The organism is Micromonospora sp. NBC_00860 (assembly GCF_045207375.1).
Taxonomy (GTDB): domain Bacteria; phylum Actinomycetota; class Actinomycetes; order Mycobacteriales; family Micromonosporaceae; genus Micromonospora; species Micromonospora vinacea.
In genome coordinates, this window is record NZ_CP108825.1 from 6,610,743 (window position 1) to 6,628,625 (window position 17,883).

Sequence of the window (17,883 nt, forward strand, 5' to 3'; positions counted from 1 at the left end):
TACCTCCGGGGTTCATCGGCTGAGCCTGTTGCGACGGGCCAGCAGCTTCGCCGCGATCGTCAGGATGAGCACGAGGGCGACCAGGGTGAGTGCCGCGGTCCACGCCCGTGCCGGGGCGTACTTCGACGCGTCGCCGGCCTGCTGGTAGACGAAGAGGGACAGCGACGACTGGTTGTTCTCGAAGGGGTTGGTGTTGATCGCGGCGCCACCGCCGGCGACCAGCAGCACCGGCGCGGTCTCGCCGGCCGCGCGGGCGATGGCGAGCATGACGCCGGTGACGATGCCGGGCAGCGCCGTCGGCAGCACCACCCGCAGGATGGTCTTCCACTTGGGTACGCCCAGCGCGTACGCGCCCTCGCGCAGTGGCGCCGGTACGAGGCGGAGCATCTCCTCGGTGGACCGGACGATGGTGGGCAGCATGAGCACGCTCAGCGCGAGCGCGGCGGCGAAGCCGGAGAAGCTGGGCCGGCCGTCGTTGAACCACGGCGACACGATCAGCACCCAGAACGCCAGCACGAAGAGGCCGGAGACGATCGACGGGATGCCGGTCATCACGTCCACGAAGAACCGGATCGCGAAGGCGAACTTGCCCCGCCCGTACTCGACGATGTAGATCGCGCAGAGAACGCCGAGCGGGACGGTGATCAGGGTGGCGATGCCGACCTGCTCCAGCGTGCCGACGATCGCGTGGTACGCGCCGCCGTTGGCGTCCCGGGCCCCGATGTTGTTCATCGAGGTCTGGAAGAAGTTGACGTCCAGCCGGTCGGCACCCTTGCTGACCAGCGTCCAGACCACCGACACGAGCGGCAGCACCGCCAGCACGAAGGCGGAGTGGATCAGTGCGCTCCAGGTGCGGTTGCGGGCCGATCGGCGCCCCTCGACCGCGTTGGCGGCGGCGAAGAGCCCGACCAGGTAGAGGATCGCGCCGAGGACGACCACGAGGACGGGGCCGCCGATGCCGGCGCCGTAGACGATCACGGCGGAGAGCGCCAGGGCCGCCACGGCGATGGCCGGGGCGGCGTACCAGGGCAGCCGCCTGGCCCGCAGCGAGTCGGGCTGGGCCGGCGGCCGGGTGCGGTGGGAGGTGGCGGTTGTGGTCATGCGGCCGACTCCGTGAACTCCCGGCGGCGGTAGATGATCGCCCGCGCCGTGATGTTGACGATCAGCGTGATGGCGAACAGCACCAGGCCGGAGGCGATGAGCGCGCCCCTGCCGGTCTCGTTCGCCTCGCCGAACGCGTTGGCGATGTTGGCGGCGATGGTGTTGCCGCCGTTCTGGATCAGGTTGAACGAGATGCCGAAGGTGATACCGAGGGTCAACGCCAGGGCGATGGTCTCGCCGAGCGCCCGGCCGAGGCCGAGCATCATCGCGGCGATGATGCCGGGGCGGCCGTAGGGGAGCACCGCGGTGCGGAGCATCTCCCAGCGGGTGGCGCCCAGGGCGAGGGCGGCTTCCTCGTTCGCCGTCGGCGTCTGGAGGAACACCTCGCGGGAGAGCGAGGTGATGATCGGCAACACCATGATCGCGAGGACCAGGGCGCCGAGCATGACGGACGCCCCGAACGGGCCGTCGCCGCCGAAGAGCGGGATCCAGCCGAAGTGCTGGTTCAGCCAGACCGAGAAGTCCCGGACGGGGCTGCTGAAGACGTCCCGTCCCCAGAGGCCGAAGACCACGCTCGGTACGGCGGCGAGCAGGTCGACCAGGAAGCCGAGCGCGGTGCCCAGCCGGCGCGGCGCGTAGTGCGAGAGGTAGAGGGCGATGCCCAGTGCCACCGGCACCGCCATGAGCAGTGCCAGCGCCGAGCTGAGCACGGTGCCGAAGGCGAGCGCACCGATGCCGAACTTCGGCTCCGTCTCGTTGGGCGACCAGCCCTCGTAGGACCAGAAGTTCTCGGTGTTGGCGCGTAGGGCCGGCACCGCCTTGACGACCAGGAAGATCGCGATGGCGGCGATGATGACCAGAACGGCGGTGCCGGCGGCCAGGGTGAGACCGCGGAAGGCCCGCTCGGCGCCGAACCTACGGCTGCGCGGCAGCGCGCCGCCGCCGCCCAGCCCGGTGCCGCCCGGGGAACGGGTGCTGACTGGTGCCTCGGCCACACGCGCCGAGGCACCGGCGGGCCACTCGTGACTCTGGGTCACGCGCGTCCCGCCGGTGCCGGCGTCGGCCGAGCGGTGGGGGGTGTCACCCATCTGCTCGCTCGATTCGATTGCGGAGTGGTGTCGGTCAGGAGATGTTCTTGACTGCGGCCTCGACCTTGGTGCGGACGCTCTCCGGCAGCGGGGCGTAGCCCAGCTCGGTCATGGCAGCCTGGCCCTCGGTGCTGGCGGCGTAGCCCAGGAGACCCTTGACCAGCGGCAGCTTGTCGGCCGCGAGGCCCTTGCTGCAGACGATCTCGTACGTCGCCAGGACGATCGGGTAGGCCCCGGCCTCCTTGGTGTTGTAGTCGATCGACAGCTTGAGGTCGTCGCCCTGGCCCTCGACCTTGGCGCCGGCGATGGTCTTGCCGGCCGCCTCGGCGGTCAGCGCGGCGAACTCACCCGCACCGTTACCGATCTTGGACATCTTCAGGCCGGCGTTCTCGGCGAACGACCACTCCATGTAGCCGATGGAGCCGTCCGCACCCTTGACCCGGCTGGCCACGCCGTCCGAGCCCTTGGCGCCGGTGCCGCCCGGGGCCTTCCACGCCTTGGCCTTGCCGAGGGTCCAGTCGGCCTCAGCGGTCTTGGAGAGGAAGTTGGTGAAGTTGTCGGTGGTGCCCGACTCGTCCGACCGGTGGACGGTCTGGATGGTGGTCGCCGGGAGCGTGGCACCCGGGTTGTCGGCCTTGATCGCCGCGTCGTCCCACTTGGTGACCTTGCCGGCGAAGATCTTCGCCAGGGTGGCCGGCTTGAGCTGGAGGTTGTCCACGCCGCTGACGTTGTAGGCGACGGCCACCGGGCCGATCACCATCGGCAGGTGGATGGCCTTGCCACCGACGCACTTGGCGTCGGCCTGCGGCTGCTCCTCCGGCTTGAGCGCGGAGTCGGAGCCGGCGAAGTCGGCCGTCCCGGCGATGAACGCCTGGATGCCGGCGCCCGAACCGCTGGGCTCGTAGTTGATCGTGACACCCTGGCACTTCTGCTGGTACGCCTTGATCCATTCGGCCATGGCGTTCTTCTGCGCCGACGAGCCCTGGGCGTTCAGCGTGCCGGTAGCGCAGTCGACCGCGGCGGCCGAGCCCGAAGCGCTGGCGCCGGGGGTGGGCTCGTTGTTGTCCGAGCCGCATGCGCTGAGACCGAGCGTCGCAGCAAGGGCGAGGCCGGCAATCGCGCCGTACCGCTGGAGCTTCACCTGAGGGGTTTCCCTTCGCGTCTGACTTGGCGCCCCGATCCCGGGGCCCGAGGACCGGCACTGACCGGCTGACACGAAAGTTAGAAGTGCCAGGTAGCCGGTTCGCCGGTCGCAAGTGAACGCAAGGTGAACACGTACGGCCCTCGAGGTGACCGCTTGCTGAGGGTGAGTTGTCCGTTAAGTGAACCGGGGTACACCTGTCGGAAGTATGGGTATATTTCCGGTTCGTTGTTATGCCGCCGACGCCCGGCCGTTACCAGCCGGTGACCCGGTCGGAGCGACGGCCGACGGTCAGCCCAGGTGGTAGTTGATGTGCGCGGACCAGCGGGCGAAGCCCAACCGCTCGTAGAGCGCGACGGCCCCGGTGTTCGAGTCGTCCACGTAGAGCATCACCCGGTCCAGGCCGCGCTTGTCCCGCAGATGTGCCAGCCCGGCGGTGGTCAGGGCCCGGCCGAGCCCGCCGCCGTGCGCCGTCGGCTCCACCCCCAGGACGTACACCTCGCCGATCCGGGCCGAACCCGGCCGCTCGTGCACCTTGGTCCAGTGGAAACCGAGCAGCCGACCGGTCGCGGTCTCCTCGGCGAGGAGGAAGCCCTCCCTGTCGAACCACGGCTCGGCGAGGCGGACCCGCAGGTCGTCCGACGTCCACCGGCCCTGCTCGGGGTGCTCGGCGAAGGCCCGGGCGTTGAGGGCCAGCCAGGCCGCGTCGTCAACCCCGGGTCGGAACGCACGCAGCGTCACCCCGTCGGGCAGGCGCGGCTCACCCAACGGGGCGGCCAACGGCCGGCGCAACTGCCAGAGCACCCGGGCGCGGGTGAAGCCGAGATCCACGGCGAGCGCGGCGGCCGAGGGGTGGTCGCCGTGTGCCCACGCCCGCAGCGGCCCGGTGGCCGAGGCGAGTACGCCCCTGGCGAGCGCACGTCCGGTGCCCCGTCGCCGGTACCCGGGGTGCACCACCAGCTCGACCCCGATCCCGCCGACCGGGTCGGTGGTGTCCAGGTGCGCGTACCCGGTGAGGGTGCCGTCGTCGGCCCGGGCGATCAGATGCACGGCGGGGGCATCGGGGTCGCGCAGCCGGAGCAGGACGTGTTCGTCGAGCGGGTCGGCGCCGTCCGTGTCACCCGCGACGCTGACGAGGGCCAGTACGTCGGCGATCTCCGCCGACGCCAGTCGGTCGCTCCGGGTCACCTGGTCGCTGGTCGGCTCCGCGCTGCTCATTCCGCCACCGTATCCGTTGCGTGTCGTGACGCCCGGACCGTCGCCGCAAAGCCGCGGCTCAGGTCGGGTCGGTGGGGAGTGCCTCCAGCTCGAACCGGGCGGTCAGGTCGGGCAGGATCCGGCGCAGCGCCTCCACCGTGCCCTGCCGGTCCCCGCCGGCGTCGTGCAGCAGCACCACCGAGCCCGGTTCGGCCTGGCTCAGCACCGTCGCGGTGATCTTGCTGGCACCGGGGAGTTCCCAGTCGGAGGGGTCCACCGACCAGTGCAGCGGGGTCATGCCGAGCTGCCGGGCCACCGACACGACGGGGTAGGTCCAGGCCCCGCCCGGCTGGCGGTACCAGACGATCGGGGCATTCGGCACCGCTGCCCGGATCGCCGCGTTGGTGCGCAGGAGGTCGGAGCGGATCGCGTCGGCCGATCGGGCGCCCAGGCCGACGTCGTGGTGCCAGGAGTGGTTGCACAGGGTGTGCCCGGCGTCCACGATCGACTGGACCAGTTCGGGGTGGTTCTGCGCGTTCTCGCCGACCACGCAGAACGTGGCGCGCACGTCGTACTCGCTCAGCAGGGCGAGGACCTGCGGGGTGTAGCGGGGGTCCGGCCCGTCGTCGAAGGTCAGCGCGAGCCGTGGGGTGCCGGTGGTGGAGTGCGCGCCGAACAGGTTGTCGCCTCCGGCGTCCCGTCCGGACCCGTCCTGGCCGGCCTCGGCCGGGCCGGCGCTGCTGCTCGGGGCTGCGCCCGGCTCGCCAGTGCTGGGCTGGTCGGCGTAGTGCGGCCCGTCGGCGCTCGTGGTGGCACCGGTGGAGTGCGGAGGCGGCTGGTCGGAGACGAGGCTGCGGCCCAGCACGTACGCGGAGCCGAGCAGCCCCGCCACCACCAGTGTCACGATCCCCGCGGCCCGCGCGGTGGAGCTGCCCCGCGTCACGACGTCCGCCCGGCTTGCCGGTCACGCCGGCCCGTCGCCCCCGTGGTCAGTGCGCGCACCGTCGCCCCTTTCTCCGACAAACCCGGCAGTCAGAATAAAGCCGCCAAGCTGCGCAAAAAGGGCATATGGGAAATCGCCCGGAACCGGTCTGCGGGTCAGACCGGCAGGGGCGCGTGCTCCGCTTCGGGAAGCGACCGCGACGGCGGAACGACGAACTTGTAGCCGACCTGGCGGACGGTGCCGATCATCGACTCGTACTCCGAGCCGAGTTTGGCGCGCAGCCGCCGGACGTGCACGTCCACGGTGCGGGTGCCGCCGAAGTAGTCGTAGCCCCAGACCTCACGCAGGAGCTGGTCCCGGGTGAACACCCGACCCGGGTGCTGGGCCAGGAACTTCAGCAGCTCGAACTCCTTGTAGGTGAGGTCGAGCGGACGGCCCTTGAGTTTGGCCGCGTACGTGTCCGGGTCGATGTTCAGCTCGCCGGCCCGGATCGAGCCACCCGCACCAGCTGTCGTGTTGCTGAGTCGGCCCACCGCCAGCCTCAGCCGCGCCTCGACCTCGGCCGGCCCGGCCGAGGCGAGGATGACGTCATCGACGCCCCAGTCGGCGTTGAGGGCGATCAAACCGGCCTCGGTCACCACCGCGACCAGCGGCACGCCGAGCCCGGTGGCGTGCAACATCCGGCAGGTCGCCCGGGCCTCGCTCAGCTCCGATCGGGCGTCCACCATCACCGCGTCCGGGCTTGGGCCCGCGACCAGGGTGCGAACATCACGCGGCGCGGTGCGGACCGAGTGCGGCAGCAGGTCGAGTGCCGGCAGCACAGCCGACGGTTCACCTGCACGCGCGGTCACCAGCAGCAGGATCTCCACGATCACCTCCGTCCCGGCGGCGCACGGCCGCACGCGACCAGTCGCACTCATCAAGGAGTGCGCTGAGAAATTGCGTGGTCCCGGCGTCGCTGACGGGCGGGTAACGCGTTGAGCCTAACCGATCGCCTCGGCCGCGCCGTCAGGCCATTTCCTGTTTGTCTAGCTTGCCCCTGATCGCGACAAGGATTTTAACGTCGCTGAAACCCGTGACCGCCGTGTCGGGCGGTCGGTCTGGCACGATCGGGTCGTGTTTCCCTCCACCTCGCCCGAGGCCGGCCGCGAATCGTGGCCCGCCGGGCCCCAACCGGGCCCGGCCCCCGCACCGACGCGCGGCCAACCGCCCGCGCCGCGTACCGGTCCGGCCACCACCGACGGCGACCGCCGCGAACGGGGTGGGCCTCGCCGTGCCCGTCGCTCCGGCGAACCGGCCCGCCGATCCGAAGACGAGATCGACGAGCCGGAAGAGGAGGTCATCCCCCCGGTCGCTGTGCACCGCCAGTTGGCGCTGACCATCGCCGGCTTCGCCGCGCTGCTCGGTGTCGGCCTGGTGCTCGGCGCGCAGACGTCGGGCCCCGGTCACCGGCTGCCGTTCGCCTTCATCATCTTCGGCGTCCAACTGCTGTTCGTGCTCGCCTGGACGATGGCCATGCGTCCGCCGGCGTTGCTGGTGGTCGCCGGAATCAGCGCCGCGGTCGCGGCGCTCGCCGACATCGCCGCGGTGCAGACCGACGTCGCCGGTCTGGCCCCGCTGGGCTACCTGGCCGCTGGCGGTTTCCTCGCCGCGGTGCTCGGCCAACTGGTACGTCGGGTCGACCGGGTCCGGGTCACCGACTCCCTCGGCGCCACGCTGCTCATCGTTGTCGGGGTGGTGGCCTTCGGCACGCTGATCGTGCTCAGCCGGATTCCGGCCGGCACCCAGGCGATCACCGTCTGCCTGACCGCGAGCGGGGTTGCGCTCACCGTCGCCCGGCTCACCGACGCCGTACTGCCCTGGCCCCGACTCGCCCCGCAGGTGCCCCGGGGTGCCGCCGGCGTGGTGGCCGGCGCGATGGTCGGCACGCTGACCAGCGCCCTCCTCGGCAGCTACCTGGTGGCCCCGTTCACGCCGACCCGGGCCGCCGTGATCGGCCTGGTCGCGGCGGTCACCGCCGTCCTCTCCGACCTCGCCGTGGGGTACGCGGAGGCGGGCCGGTTGATGGCCGGCGAACCGCCCACGATGTGGGTGGCCCGGCACATGCAGGGCCCGCTCGGCGGCTTCGCCCTGGCGGCGCCCGCCGCGTACGCCATGTGCATGCTCTTCCTCTGAGTCACGGTTGAGCGCGGAGGCGGTCGGGTACCTACGGGTGCGCCGCCCCCGCGGCGTCGGTACGAACGACCCGTCGCGGCGCGACGGGCGGAGACAGGAGGCGGCGTGGCGCAGGACTATCCGGTGAACGAGGCGCGACCCCGACGGCGTGGCCGCAAGCTGCTCATCGGGCTGTTCGTTCTGCTCCTGCTGCTGGCGGGGTTGCTGGTGGTCGCCGACCGGGTCGCGGTCGGGGTCGCCGAGCGGATGATCGGCGACCGCGTGCGCCAGGAGATCGCCAAGCAGGACGCGCAGTCCGCAGCGCCCGAGGTGGAGGTTGGCGGAACCCCGTTCCTCACCCAGGTGCTGGACGGCCGTTACGAGCGGATCACCATCAACCTGCGGGACGTGCAGGCATCGGTCGAGGGCGACGCCGTCCGGCTCCCGGTGCTCGACGTGACCGCCCGCAACGTTCGGGCCTCGCTGGACACCCTGCGTACCGGCCAGGGTGACGTCGTGGCGGACACCGTCAACGGTGCCGGCACGATCAGCTACGAGAGTCTGGCCGCGCTGCTGAACCGCCCGGGTCTCACCCTCGGCGAGCAGAACGGCAAGCTCACCGTCAAGGCCCCGGCCGACATCCTCGGTCAGAAGCTCACCATCAGCGGCACCGCCGACGTCACTGTCGCCGACAACGGCGCTGTCGCCCTGCGGTTCAACGACCTGGACGCCGCGGGTCTGCCGAACCTGCCGTTGGCCCGGGCCTTCCTGAGCAACTACGCCAAGAGCATCTCCATCGACGTGCCCCTCCCGGAGCTGCCGTTCCAGCTCGCTGTCCGGGAGGTCCGTCCACTGCCGGAAGGGCTGGCGGTCACCGCCGACGCCAAGAACGTGCCGATCAACTCCGTCAACTGACGCCGGAAGCGCTGTGGGACGCCGAAATCCTCGGCGGCCCCGGCGATTCCCGGATGGTGGTCGGCTGAGTGGCAGCACGGTCACTGGCTGGTAGGCTCCCTGGCCATGGGGACCCACCTCACCAAACGGCGCGCGGTCGACCTGTGCCGCGTGGCCACCTGCCTGTGTCGCCCCGTCATCTGACGGCGGGGCTGTCTCCGGCCGCCTGACGGCGGCCACCGGCACAGGGTTCTCGCACCCTCCGGTCATCCCACCGAACGCCCGGCAGCGGCGCCGTCGCACGATCCCGTGATCCCGTCCTTCCGCTGGGTCCCGCGCGTGGTGCGACAGATACATCAATCGATTCGCGCGCGTTGGCTCACCATCCATCCTCACCAGGGAGTGATTCGATGAGTCGCGACACCGCACTCGTTTCGGCCGAGTGGGCCGAGAAGAACCTCGACGCCCCGGGCGTCGTCTTCGTCGAGGTCGACGAGGACACCTCGGCCTACGACACCGGCCACATCGCCGGTGCCATCAAGATTGACTGGAAGACCGACCTCCAGGACCAGGTCCGCCGGGACTTCGTCAACAAGACGCAGTTCGAGGCGCTGCTCTCCGAGCGGGGCATCAGCAACGACGACACCGTCATCCTGTACGGCGGCAACAACAACTGGTTCGCCGCGTACGCCTACTGGTACTTCAAGCTCTACGGCCACCGCGACGTGAAGCTGCTCGACGGCGGCCGCAAGAAGTGGGAGCTGGACGCCCGCCCGCTCGTCACCGACGCGGTGACCCGCCCGGCGACGCAGTACGTCGCGCAGGAGCCGGACACCACCATCCGGGCCTTCCGCGACGAGGTGGTCGCCGCGATCGGCACCAAGAACCTTGTCGACGTGCGCAGCCCCGACGAGTTCGCCGGGCGCCTGCTGGCCCCCGCCCACCTGCCGCAGGAGCAGGCGCAGCGGGCCGGCCACATCCCCACCGCGATCAGCGTTCCGTGGTCCAAGGCGGCCAACGAGGACGGCACCTTCCGGTCCGACGACGAGCTGCGCAAGATCTACGGCGACGCGGGGCTCGACGACGGCAAGGAGACCATCGCGTACTGCCGGATCGGTGAGCGCTCGTCGCACACCTGGTTCGTGCTCCAGGAGCTGCTGGGTCACCGCAACGTCAAGAACTACGACGGCTCCTGGACCGAGTACGGCTCGCTGGTCGGTGTGCCGGTCGCGCTCGGCGACGAACCCGGGGAGGCCTGATCATGACTCTTCCCACCGCCGCGGGTTGCGCCGCACCTGACCAGGCCGCGCCGCTGCCGGCCAGCCTGGACCTGGAGAAGGAAACCGTCATCACCGGCATCGTCCGCTCCGCCGAGGCCGAGCCGGTGCCGGGCGCGTACGTCCGGCTGCTCGACTCGACCGGTGAGTTCACCGCCGAGGTGGTCACCTCGGCCGCCGGTCAGTTCCGGTTCTTCGCCGCGCCGGGTTCCTGGACGCTGCGGGCGTTGTCCCGGCACGGCAACGGCGACACTGCCGTCACCGCCGGCCGGGGTGTCAACGAGGTAGCCGTCACCGTCGCCTGACCCACTGCTCTGATCGACCGGGGCCGGTCACCCTCCTGGGGTGGCTGGCCCCGGTCGTTTCTCCGCAGCGCGCCGACGCGCCGGGCGGGTGCCGAAATCCATTGGCATGCGTCACTATCTACGGGTGGAATTCAGGGATGAAAGTGGCGGGTCCGGCGAAGGGGTCCCCATCGTCCTCTGCGTGGGCCCTGACGTGTCGATGCGGGAGCGGGTGCTGAGCCAACTCGACGGCAGCGCCCCGGTGCTCAGCTGTTCCGATCTGACCGAGCTACGCGAGCTGCTGTCGTCGCCGACGGGCCCGGTGCCGGTCAATCCCCCAGCCCGTCCGCTCCGCGAGGCGCGGGGTCTGGTGGAGTGGGGTGAGCTGGTCGTCGACCGGGCCGGACACCAGGTCACCTGGCGCGGCGAGCCGCTCCCACTGACCCCCACCGAACGGGAGCTGCTCGTCCTGCTCATCGGCCCGCCGCTGGCGGTGTGGAGCTACGAACAGCTCTGCGCCTCCGCGCTGGGTGGTGCGGACACCGCAGCGCTCCAGTCCACGATCAAGCGGCTTCGCCGCAGGTTGCGGGGCCTGCCGGGCGGGCCGCAGGTGCACACCGTGCGAGGGGTCGGCTATCGACTCGACCCGCCGCCCCGGCGGAACGACCGCTGACCCACGGCCGCCCCCGGCCCTGCCGGACGCCTCCGCCGCCGGCCGGGCGGCGGGCGCGTGACACCATGGCCGGGTGAGCGGTGCTGTCCAGACGGGTTGGGCCTCTTCGGCCGGCCCCGCCGCGCCGGCGCCGGCCCGGTCGCGGCGGCGTTGGCTGCTGGCCGTGACAGTGGCCTGGGCTGTGTTGCTGGCCGGGCTCACCTGGGTGTCGGTGCGGGACGACCCGCCGACAGTGCGCGAACAGCGTTCCCTCGATCAGGCCGGCCCGGTGGTCGACCGGGCGGTCGGCGAATTGGCCCGCGCGGCGGGTGCCGCCGGTCTGCTGGAACTGGGCCCGGCGCGGATCGCGTCCGGCTGCCGGGTCACCCCGTTCGCCGACGGGGCGAGGCTGCGACGCGAGGTCGGGGTGCTCGCGGCCAACGGTGACGAGCGGGCCGTGCTGGCCGGCATCGCTGACCGGCTGCCGGCGAGCTGGCGCGCCGGGGTCGGGCCCGGGGTGGACGGCCCCGAGCTACGTGCCGACGCCGGAGACTTCGTGGCCGTCGAGGGTCGGCCGACAGTCGACGGCCGGGTGCGACTGGTCGTCGACACCGGTTGCCGGCCGGTCGGCGCCGGCTACACGCCGTCTCCGGCCGCCGCTGCCGGCCCGGAGACGGCCGCGCTGACCGCCGCGCTGCTGGCACTCGACCGGCCGGGTGACGCCGCGTCGGAGCTGGTCACCGCGCCCTGCCCGGGCGGCGGGGTCGCCCGCACCGCGTGGTCCGCGAACGGTTCCGGCCCGGCGGCCTCGACGGCCGCACTCGCCCCGCTGGCCGGCAACGCCCCACTGCTGGACCAACCCCCGGTGTACGCGTACCGCAGCGGTGCCGTCACGGTGCTGGCCGAGATCAGCCCGGACGCCACCCGACTGGCCGCCACCGTCGGCTGCCCGGGCTGAGCAGGGCGACCCGCTCGGGTCAGCCCTTGTCCGGCTGGTCCTCCGGTTCCCGGCTGCGGCCCAACGCGTCGACCATGCCCCACCGGCCGGGGATGTCCAGCAGCTCGACCCGGCCCATCCCCGGTGGCACGGCCGGGTCGATGATCAGGTGCTCGCCCTGCGGCTCCAACCCCAGCATCACCCGCAGCAGCAGCAGTGGGGTGCCGGTCGACCAGGCCTGCGGGCTGCACGCGGTCGGGTACTCCACCGGGTAGTCGGTGAGGTCCCGGGCGTAGCCGGCGAACGCCTCCGGCAGCCGACCCTCGAAGTAGCGGGACGCCGCCAGCATCGTGTCGCAGAGCAGCCCGGCCTCCTCCCGGAAGCCGTACCGCCACAACCCCCAGGCGATGATCGAGTTGTCGAACGGCCAGACCGTCCCCACGTGGTAGCCGATCGGGTTGTACCGCCCCTCGTCCGTGGCGAGCGTCCGCACCCCCCAGCCGGAGAACAGTCGTGGCCCGAGCAGGTGCTCGACCACCTTGCCGGCGCGCGACTCGTCCACGATGCCGCTCCACAGCAGGTGCCCGATGTTCGAGGTCAGCGCGTCCACCTGCCGGCCGTCGGCGTCCAGCGCGAGCGCGTAGTGCTCCCGGTCGGCGATCCAGAAGTCGCGGTCGAACCGCCGTTTGAGGTCGGCGGCCTGCTGCTCCAGCTCGTCGGCGAACTCCGGGTCGTTCCAGAACGTCCGAGCCAGCCGGGCGGCCCGGATCTTCGCGTCGTACGCGTAGCCCTGCAACTCGCAGGTGGCCCGCGGGAACCCGGGCAGCTGACCGTCCGCGTACGAGATGGCGTCCCAGGAGTCCTTCCAGCACTGGTTCTGCAGGCCGGTCTCCGGGTTGCGGGTCTGGTACCAGAGGTAGCCGGTGCCGAGCAGGTCACCGTACGTGTCGATCCACCGCAACGCCGCGCGGACCTGCGGCTCCAGCTTGCGGACGAGTGCGGCGTCACCGGTCCACCGCTCGTACTCGTCGAGCAGGATGATGAACAGGGGAGTCGAGTCGGCCGACCCGTAGTACGGCGAGTGGGGCTGCTCCTCGAAGCCGGCGGTCTCGCCGTACCGCAGCTCGTGCAGGATCTTGCCGGGTTCCTCGTCCCGGAAGTCGTCCACCCGGTGCCCCTGTAGTCCGGCCAGCATCAGGATGGTCGGCGGGACCAGCTCCGGCAGGAACGGCAGCACCTGCAACGAGGTGATGATGCTGTCCCGGCCGAACAGGGTCATGAACCAGGGCAGCCCGGCGGCGATCAGCCGTACGCCCAGGGCGATCGACTCGTAGCGCAGCGCGGCCAGGTCGTTGAGGCTGCGCCGGTACGCCCCGGCCAGCGGCTCGCAGTCGCAGCCGAGCTTCGGCGCCCTGTCGATCAGCTCCTGCTGTTCGGCCCGGATGGCGTCCGCGCTGCGGCTGCCGCCGTACGGGAGGGTGGCCCGGATGTCCTCGCCCCGGGCCCCGAAGACGACGCTTGACACGTGCAGCCGGGTGGTCCACCTGCCGTTGCGGGCGATCCGGATCCGGAAGGTCATTCCGGTGTGGTCGACCTGGGCCGGCGCGGTGGTGCGGACCACTGTCTCGCGGTGGAACGCCTCCCGCCGGTAGGTCAGCCGCAGCTCTTTCTCGGCGACAGTGACTGTGGTCCGGCCCCGCTTCTGCCGAGAGTTCTTGATCTCGAACAGGTCGGCGAAGTCGGCCCCCATCTCGATCCGGACGGTGCACTCGAGCTCCGCGCCGAGGTGGTTCAGCACTGTCAGCTCCTCCTCGAAGCTGCCCACGATCGCCCGGCTGCGGATCACCGACGCCTTGGCGTCCAGATAGTGCGTGGGTTCGCCGGGGGCGAGAAAGAACTTTGTGCGGTACGACTCGGCATCGTCGACGGAGAGGGCGTGCAGCCGTTCGCCGTCCAGAGTGAGCACCCAGGTGGACAGGAAGCGGGTGTCGAAGGAGAACAGCCCGGTGGGGAAGTCGTAGGACGGTTCGACGTCCCCACGCCGGTCGCTGACCAGGAAGGTGTTGCCGTCCAGAATGCTGACGAGGTCCTTCACCTGAGTCGCCCGGCTGCTCGACGGGCCGTTTCGCGGGGGTCGCGGGTGCCGGGCGGGTTCGGAAAGAACCGGCGGAAGGCGAGGAAGAGCACCACGTTCCCGCTGAACGTGCTCTCGTTGCGCAGCACCGCCGCGACCGCCTGGGCCTCGCCGCTGATCAGCTGGTCGAAGAGGGCGGCGCCGCTGTACCAGATGGCGTCGGCCGGGCCACGCCCCCGGCTGACCTGCACCGACCCGGGCCGCATCCGGACCCGCCAGTGTTCGGTGCGGTGGTCCTCGCCGAGGTCGATCTGGAGGGTGCCGTCGGCCAGGCCACCCAGCACGTCGGGAGCGCGCGACGGTAGTGCCTCGAAGAAACTCTCCGCCGCCTCGGTCACATCCGAATCGTAGGCAGCCGTCCGAGATGTCGGGTCGGTATCGGCACTCCGCTCGGATCAACCCGGCGCCGCCGTGCGGTCAGTAGACGAGCGCCTGCGCGCCCTCGGCCAACGCCTCCTCGACGAAGACCGCGGCACCGGCGATCCGGACCCCGGGGAGGACGTCGTCCGGGCCGATCTCCCGTCGGGCCGCGCACTGCGTGCAGGCGGTCACCCGGCCGCTGGTCAGGATGACGTGCAGCAACTCGGCCAGGGGCGCGGAGTGCGGCAGGTCGAACTGCTGGGCGCGACCGGGCAGCGCGAACCAGGTCGACTCACCGGTCAGCCAGAGTGAGACGTCCACCCCCGCCGCGACCGCCGTTGCGGCGACGGTGAATGCCTGCGCGCACCGCTCCGGGGCGTCCGCCCCAGCGGTGGCCTTGACGACGAGAGTGCGGGCCATGGGCCCAGCATAGGATGGCCGGGATGGTTACCGAGATCGGGTTTGTCAGCCTGCTGGTCGCTGGCCTGGGCGGGCTCGCCGGTGGCCTGGTCTACCTTGCCGTACGCATTTCGAGAGGACGCTGGTGAGCGCGAGGAGTGAGCCGGGCCTGCGAGCCCCGCAGTCGCGAACGAAAGAGGCGGGGTGACGCTGATGAGCGAGAACCCGCTGCAGCCGCCGTGGCTGAACGCGCCGCCGGTCGAGGAGTACCCGTTCGAGGAGAGTCACGACCTGCGGGTCGGGCCGAAGCTGCACCCCGCGCTGGATGCCCTGCTGCCGTACATCGGCCTGTGGCGCGGGCGGGGCAAGGGCGGCTTCCCCACCATCGACGACTTCGACTACGCGCAGGAGATCCGGATCAGCCACGATGGCCGACCGTTCCTGCACTACGAGTCGCGTGCCTGGATCCTCGACGAGCAGAGCAAGCCGGTCCGTCCGGCCGGTCGCGAGGTCGGCTGGTGGCGGCCGGTGCTGGTGGACGGGCGGGCGACCGACGAGTTGGAGGCGCTGCTGACCACCCCGACCGGGGTGATGGAGCTGCACCTGGGCAAGCGCACCGGCACGCAGGTCGAGTTCGCCACCGACGCGGTGATCCGGACTCCGACCGCCAAGGAGGTCACCGGCGGGCACCGGCTGTTCGGCATCGTCGAGGGCGCGCTGCTCTACGCCCAGGAGATGGCCGCCATGGGGCACGGGCTCAGCCCGCACCTGTCGGCCCGTCTCGTCCGGGTCGGCGGCTGACCTCGACGGTCGGCTGGTTAGACGGGGTAACCCAGCACTGCCTGTAGGGCGGGGGTGCGCGGGCAGCCTGCCCGACGCACCCCGTCCAGGCTGTGGACCTCGGCGGCTCCGCGCAGTGACGAGGTGAACCACACGCCGTCCGCCGCGTGCAGCTCGGCGGTGGTGACCATCCGCTCGGCGGCGCTCAGGCCCAGTTCGGTGGCGTGGGCGAGCAGCCAGGCCGCTGTGGTGCCGGCGAGGATGCCGGTGCTGGCGGCCGGCACCGTGCAGAGCGTGTCGTCGGTGAGCCACACCACATTGGCGGTGGGACCTTCCAGCGCGTACCCGTCTGAGGAGATCCAGAGCACGTCGTCCACGCCGGCCCGGCGGGCCCAGCGCCGGGCGGCGCTGTTGACCGCGTACGACGTGGACTTGATGCCGGCCGGCAGCCAGCTCAGCCCGGTGCGGGCGGCGGCGGGCAGCCCCAGCGGCAGGGTGGCCACAGTGATGCCGTCCCGACGGGCGGCTCGGGAGGCCGCCGGCACCTCGGCCAGCGTGGCGTAGACAGTGGGCGGGCCGCCGGCCTCCGGGCCTCGGGTGCAGACCAGCCGAAGTGCGCCCTCCACAGGCGCTGGCCAGCCTGTTCGTACCTCGTCCAGCAGGTCGATCAGCGCGGCGGTGGGGGGCAGGGGAAGCTCGACGGCGGCGGCCGCCGTGGCCAGGCGGGCCAGGTGTTCGTCGCGCAGCCACGGCTGGCCGTCGCGCAGGTGCATGGTCTCGAAGAGCCCGTCGCCGTGCAGTACCCCGAGGTCGTCACCGCGGAGCACCGGGTCGCCGGGCGGCACCGGGCCGCGGCCCAGAACGGCGATCCGCGCGGCCGGGTCGGCCGCGACCTTCCCGACGGACGACAGCACCATGACCGTCGAGCGTAGCGGTGATCGATCGCGGTGCGGAGAACAGCCTGGTGGCCGAACTATGATCGGACGGTGTCCGAATCCTCCCTCGCGGAAATGCTGCGGGCCCGTGGGCTGCGGCTGACGGCCCAGCGGCAGCTCGTCCTCCAGGCGGTGCTCGATCTGGGCCACGCCACCCCGGAGCAGGTGCACACCGCGGTCCGGGAGGTCGCCGCCGGCGTCAACATCACCACCATCTACCGCACGCTTGAGCTGCTGGAACGGCTCGGTCTGGTCACCCACACGCACCTGTCGCACGGCTCACCGACCTATCACGCCGCCGGTGAACACCAACACGTCCACCTGGTCTGCCGGGAGTGCGGCGCGATCGACGAGATCGATCCCGAGCTGCTCCGCCCCCTCGCCGACCAGCTGGCCGCGCAGCGCGGGTTCCGGGTGGACATCGGGCACGTGTCACTCTTCGGCGTCTGCGCACGCTGCGAGAACGGGGACGAGAAATGATCGACATCGCGGGTGCGGTGGCCGTCGAGAGCATCGACGAGGCCAGCCGCGACCAGCCGGATCCGGCGCACGTCGCGGTCGGCGTGCGGGGGGTGGCCGCGCACTACGGCGACCCGCTGCGTGAGCAGCGCACCCTCGACACCGCTGTGGGTCTGGTGGACCGGTCGCATCGCGGGGTCATCGCGGTGCCCGGGGAGGACCGGGCCGGCTGGCTGCACACGATCACCTCACAGCACCTGACTGCGCTCTCCGCGGGGGAGGGCACCGAGTTGCTGGTGCTGTCGCCGCACGGCCACGTCGAGCAGCACGCCATGGTCGCCGAGGACGGCGAGACCGCCTGGCTGGACACCGAGCCGGGGGCGACCGAGGGCCTGCTGACCTACCTGGAGAAGATGCGGTTCTTCAGCAAGGTCGAACCACGCGACGCGACGGCCGAGCGCGCGCTGTTGTCGCTGGTCGGGCCGGCGGCCATGGAGGCGCTGGGGACGCTCGGCGTGACCGGGCTGGCGGCACCGGACGTGGTCGCGGTGCCGGGTCCGAAGTTCGCGCACGGTGCCGTGCCACAGCGGGCCGGCGCTCGGTACGACGTGAAGCCGCTGCCGATCGGCGGCTGGGCCCGACGTGGTCCGCTCGGGGTGGACCTGCTGGTGCCCCGGTCGGCGATGGATCAGGTGGTGGCGGAGTTGCGTGGCGCCGGGGTGCCGGTCGCGGGGCTCTGGGCGTACGAGGCGATCCGGGTGGCCGCCCGGCAGCCCCGGGTCGGGGTGGACACCGACCACCGGACCATCCCGGCCGAGGTCGACCTGATCGCCCCGGCGGTGCACCTGGACAAGGGTTGCTACCGGGGGCAGGAGACGGTGGCGCGGGTGCACAACATGGGCCGGCCGCCGCGTCGCCTCGTACTGCTGCACCTGGACGGGGTGACCACCGACCAGCCGCCGGTGGCCGGTACGCCGGTGACCCTCGACGGCCGGGCGGTCGGCTTCGTCGGCACCGCCGTGCTGCACCACGAGTTGGGTCAGGTCGCCCTCGCGGTGCTGAAGCGGAACGTCCCGGACGACGCGGCGTTGCTGATCGGCGAGACCGCGGCGGCGATCGACCCGTCCTGAGCGGGGCGTCTAGGATCG

The 17,883-nt window shown here is 71.7% G+C and carries 21 protein-coding genes; 11 read left to right on the forward strand and 10 right to left on the reverse strand.

Going from position 1 to position 17,883, the window contains the following annotated elements:
• Positions 1–12: 12 nt before the first annotated feature.
• From pstA to OH804_RS30510, 6 genes are all read right to left on the reverse strand, one after another.
• Complete coding sequence (gene pstA / locus OH804_RS30485; RefSeq protein ID WP_196919984.1) at positions 13–1,101, reverse strand: phosphate ABC transporter permease PstA; 1,089 nt, start codon at positions 1,099–1,101, stop codon at positions 13–15.
• Positions 1,098–2,189, reverse strand: a complete 1,092-nt coding sequence (gene pstC / locus OH804_RS30490) for a phosphate ABC transporter permease subunit PstC (RefSeq protein ID WP_196919983.1) — start codon at positions 2,187–2,189, stop codon at positions 1,098–1,100. Before pstC ends, pstA begins: the two co-directional genes overlap by 4 nt.
• 34 nt (positions 2,190–2,223) lie before the next feature.
• Positions 2,224–3,330, reverse strand: coding sequence for a phosphate ABC transporter substrate-binding protein PstS (gene pstS / locus OH804_RS30495; protein WP_196919982.1), 1,107 nt, complete (start codon positions 3,328–3,330; stop codon positions 2,224–2,226).
• Positions 3,331–3,621: 291 nt separating this feature from the next.
• Positions 3,622–4,548 (reverse strand): mycothiol synthase, encoded by a 927-nt coding sequence (mshD, locus tag OH804_RS30500; RefSeq protein ID WP_196919981.1) that lies wholly within the window; start codon positions 4,546–4,548, stop codon positions 3,622–3,624.
• A gap of 58 nt (positions 4,549–4,606) precedes the next feature.
• Complete coding sequence (locus tag OH804_RS30505) at positions 4,607–5,470, reverse strand: polysaccharide deacetylase family protein (RefSeq protein ID WP_406061077.1); 864 nt, start codon at positions 5,468–5,470, stop codon at positions 4,607–4,609.
• Between the two features lie 155 nt (positions 5,471–5,625).
• The gene (locus OH804_RS30510; protein ID WP_196924666.1) at positions 5,626–6,345 is read right to left on the reverse strand and encodes a response regulator transcription factor; all 720 of its coding nucleotides are present in this window, start codon (positions 6,343–6,345) and stop codon (positions 5,626–5,628) included.
• Between the two features lie 241 nt (positions 6,346–6,586).
• Here OH804_RS30510 and OH804_RS30515 point away from each other — a divergent pair, with 241 nt between their 5' ends.
• The 7 genes from OH804_RS30515 (at position 6,587) to OH804_RS30545 (ending at position 11,689) form a co-directional block, all read left to right on the forward strand.
• On the forward strand, positions 6,587–7,645 hold the full coding sequence (locus tag OH804_RS30515; protein WP_196919979.1) for a hypothetical protein: 1,059 nt from the start codon (positions 6,587–6,589) through the stop codon (positions 7,643–7,645).
• 105 nt (positions 7,646–7,750) lie between these two features.
• A complete protein-coding gene (locus tag OH804_RS30520; RefSeq protein ID WP_406061079.1) occupies positions 7,751–8,539 on the forward strand; it encodes a DUF2993 domain-containing protein in 789 nt (262 codons plus the stop codon).
• A 105-nt stretch (positions 8,540–8,644) separates the two neighbouring features.
• On the forward strand, positions 8,645–8,722 hold the full coding sequence (locus tag OH804_RS30525; RefSeq protein ID WP_310503780.1) for an Ms5788A family Cys-rich leader peptide: 78 nt from the start codon (positions 8,645–8,647) through the stop codon (positions 8,720–8,722).
• Positions 8,723–8,928: 206 nt separating this feature from the next.
• Positions 8,929–9,777, forward strand: a complete 849-nt coding sequence (locus tag OH804_RS30530) for a sulfurtransferase (protein WP_196919977.1) — start codon at positions 8,929–8,931, stop codon at positions 9,775–9,777.
• Between the two features lie 2 nt (positions 9,778–9,779).
• The gene (locus OH804_RS30535; protein WP_091402852.1) at positions 9,780–10,100 is read left to right on the forward strand and encodes a DUF1416 domain-containing protein; all 321 of its coding nucleotides are present in this window, start codon (positions 9,780–9,782) and stop codon (positions 10,098–10,100) included.
• A 199-nt stretch (positions 10,101–10,299) separates the two neighbouring features.
• Positions 10,300–10,752: a winged helix-turn-helix domain-containing protein gene (locus OH804_RS30540; protein ID WP_406066736.1), complete on the forward strand. Its 453-nt coding sequence runs from the start codon at positions 10,300–10,302 to the stop codon at positions 10,750–10,752.
• A gap of 73 nt (positions 10,753–10,825) precedes the next feature.
• Positions 10,826–11,689, forward strand: a complete 864-nt coding sequence (locus tag OH804_RS30545; RefSeq protein ID WP_406061082.1) for a hypothetical protein — start codon at positions 10,826–10,828, stop codon at positions 11,687–11,689.
• A 19-nt stretch (positions 11,690–11,708) separates the two neighbouring features.
• Here OH804_RS30545 and OH804_RS30550 read toward each other — a convergent pair whose 3' ends face one another.
• The 3 genes from OH804_RS30550 to OH804_RS30560 form a co-directional block, all read right to left on the reverse strand.
• A complete protein-coding gene (locus tag OH804_RS30550) occupies positions 11,709–13,763 on the reverse strand; it encodes a glycogen debranching N-terminal domain-containing protein (protein ID WP_196919973.1) in 2,055 nt (684 codons plus the stop codon).
• Entirely contained in the window at positions 13,760–14,140 is a 381-nt protein-coding gene (locus OH804_RS30555) for a hypothetical protein (protein WP_406061084.1), read from the reverse strand. Before OH804_RS30555 ends, OH804_RS30550 begins: the two co-directional genes overlap by 4 nt.
• A gap of 79 nt (positions 14,141–14,219) precedes the next feature.
• Positions 14,220–14,582 carry a DsrE family protein gene (locus tag OH804_RS30560; protein ID WP_196919971.1) on the reverse strand — a complete coding sequence of 121 codons (363 nt, stop codon included), beginning with the start codon at positions 14,580–14,582 and terminating at the stop codon, positions 14,220–14,222.
• Positions 14,583–14,605: 23 nt separating this feature from the next.
• Here OH804_RS30560 and mtfM point away from each other — a divergent pair, with 23 nt between their 5' ends.
• A complete protein-coding gene (mtfM, locus tag OH804_RS30565) occupies positions 14,606–14,710 on the forward strand; it encodes a small membrane protein MtfM (RefSeq protein WP_030327764.1) in 105 nt (34 codons plus the stop codon).
• A 61-nt stretch (positions 14,711–14,771) separates the two neighbouring features.
• Complete coding sequence (locus tag OH804_RS30570) at positions 14,772–15,362, forward strand: FABP family protein (protein ID WP_196924664.1); 591 nt, start codon at positions 14,772–14,774, stop codon at positions 15,360–15,362.
• A 17-nt stretch (positions 15,363–15,379) separates the two neighbouring features.
• On the opposite strand, the gene OH804_RS30575 is transcribed toward OH804_RS30570, so the two are convergent.
• Complete coding sequence (locus OH804_RS30575; protein ID WP_406061087.1) at positions 15,380–16,258, reverse strand: aminotransferase class IV; 879 nt, start codon at positions 16,256–16,258, stop codon at positions 15,380–15,382.
• 69 nt (positions 16,259–16,327) lie between these two features.
• Between OH804_RS30575 and OH804_RS30580 the strand changes: the two genes are divergently transcribed.
• A complete protein-coding gene (locus tag OH804_RS30580) occupies positions 16,328–16,756 on the forward strand; it encodes a Fur family transcriptional regulator (RefSeq protein ID WP_124820328.1) in 429 nt (142 codons plus the stop codon).
• Entirely contained in the window at positions 16,753–17,865 is a 1,113-nt protein-coding gene (locus tag OH804_RS30585) for a folate-binding protein YgfZ (RefSeq protein ID WP_196919969.1), read from the forward strand. The genes OH804_RS30580 and OH804_RS30585 overlap by 4 nt, the downstream gene beginning before the upstream one ends.
• The last annotated feature ends 18 nt before the right edge of the window (positions 17,866–17,883 follow it).

Coding starts and splice junctions, on each gene's coding strand:
- mshD (WP_196919981.1), bottom strand. CDS start 4,548: ATGAGCAGCGCGGAGCCGACCAGCGACCAGGTGACCCGGAGCGACCGA.
- OH804_RS30585 (WP_196919969.1), top strand. CDS start 16,753: ATGATCGACATCGCGGGTGCGGTGGCCGTCGAGAGCATCGACGAGGCC.
- OH804_RS30575 (WP_406061087.1), bottom strand. CDS start 16,258: ATGGTGCTGTCGTCCGTCGGGAAGGTCGCGGCCGACCCGGCCGCGCGG.
- mtfM (WP_030327764.1), top strand. CDS start 14,606: ATGGTTACCGAGATCGGGTTTGTCAGCCTGCTGGTCGCTGGCCTGGGC.
- OH804_RS30540 (WP_406066736.1), top strand. CDS start 10,300: ATGCGGGAGCGGGTGCTGAGCCAACTCGACGGCAGCGCCCCGGTGCTC.
- OH804_RS30530 (WP_196919977.1), top strand. CDS start 8,929: ATGAGTCGCGACACCGCACTCGTTTCGGCCGAGTGGGCCGAGAAGAAC.
- OH804_RS30535 (WP_091402852.1), top strand. CDS start 9,780: ATGACTCTTCCCACCGCCGCGGGTTGCGCCGCACCTGACCAGGCCGCG.
- pstA (WP_196919984.1), bottom strand. CDS start 1,101: ATGACCACAACCGCCACCTCCCACCGCACCCGGCCGCCGGCCCAGCCC.
- OH804_RS30560 (WP_196919971.1), bottom strand. CDS start 14,582: ATGGCCCGCACTCTCGTCGTCAAGGCCACCGCTGGGGCGGACGCCCCG.
- OH804_RS30525 (WP_310503780.1), top strand. CDS start 8,645: ATGGGGACCCACCTCACCAAACGGCGCGCGGTCGACCTGTGCCGCGTG.
- pstC (WP_196919983.1), bottom strand. CDS start 2,189: ATGGGTGACACCCCCCACCGCTCGGCCGACGCCGGCACCGGCGGGACG.